Raw genomic sequence first — 1283 nt, 5'->3', positions numbered from 1 at the left:
GCTGAATAGTGTTTCACTGCCCGTCTTTGCTCCGCCCCCTGTACGATTACGAGAAATCAGATGACGCGACAACTATCCTGACACAGGGGGCCAGCGACATCGTCTGGCTCGAAAACCAGAACGTCGTGCTGCCCGACGGCAGCACGGAAACGGTGCTGGTGCCCAAGGTCTACCTGGCCCACGCCGGCGCCGGCGCGGTCAAGCCCGGCGGCGCGCTGGTCACCGGCGACGGCGTCGGCATCAGCACCAGCGAGGGCGCCATCCTCAACCGTGGCGGCCTGATCGACGGCGCCAACGGCCGCACGCTGCTCAGCTCGGCGGGCGACCTGCTCAACCAGGGCGGCGCCATCCGTGGCGGCGCGCTGGACTTGAAGGCCGGCGGCGACATCGTCAACCAGACCTTGAGCATCAAACAGGAGTACAGCGGCGTCCGGCCGGGCGCCGTCAACGGCGGCGGTTACACCTCGCTGTCGAACCAGGCCGGCATCGTCGCCACGGGCGCGCTGACGCTCGACGCCAAGCGCGACATCGTCGACACCGGCGGCGTCATCGGCGGCGCCAGCGCCACCGTCACGGCCGGCCGCGACATCGTTTTCAACACCGTGCGGACCGGTAGCACCTACCATTCGCAGACGCAAGGCTTCACCGAGCAGGACAACAGCGTGACCCACCAGCTGAGCCGGCTTTCCAGCGGCGGCGACCTGGCCATGACGGCCGGCCGCGACCTGGCGCTGAGCGGCGCGCAAGTGGTGGCCGGCGGCAAAGGCATACTTGAGGCCGGCCGCGCGCTGAGCGTGACGGCCGTCAAGAACGAGGTCAACGTCGACGTCAGCAACGATCCGCGCAGCAAGATGTACGACAAGGTGGTGCACCGCGACGAAACGGTGGTCGGCGCCGCCGTCGCAGCCGGCGGCGACCTGACGCTGAAGGCCGGCAGCAAGGAGACCGGCGCCTTGAACCTGCTCGCCAGCGGCGTGGCCGGCGGCGGCAAGGTCGAATTGACGGCGACGGGCGACGTCGCCATCAAGCAACTGCGGGAGGAGCACCTGTCGGACACGGCCAGCCACCGAGAGTGGAAGAGCACGTTCAAAAAAGGCAGCAGCGACAGCGCCGACTACAGCGCCAGCAGCCATGTGGTGGGCAGCGGCGTGACGGGCGCCGGCGTGACGGTGCGCTCGGGCCGCGACCTCGCCGTCACCGCCAGCCAGCTGACGGCGACCGGCGCGCTGGTGCTCGACGCCGGGCGCGACCTGTTGATCTCCAGCGCCGAGCAAAGCGGCAGC

1 protein-coding gene is annotated in these 1283 nt (G+C 69.3%); it reads left to right on the top strand.

All coding sequences use genetic code 11. The annotated features are described in order from the left end of the window. Window positions 1-26: 26 nt before the first annotated feature. On the top strand, window positions 27-1283 hold a 1257-nt coding region (locus H7U20_RS05175), incomplete at its 3' end, for a hemagglutinin repeat-containing protein (protein WP_199518544.1).

This window comes from Rugamonas violacea (assembly GCF_016461825.1).
Taxonomy (GTDB): Bacteria; Pseudomonadota; Gammaproteobacteria; order Burkholderiales; family Burkholderiaceae_D; genus Rugamonas.
This window is presented reverse-complemented; position numbering and strand designations above follow the sequence as displayed.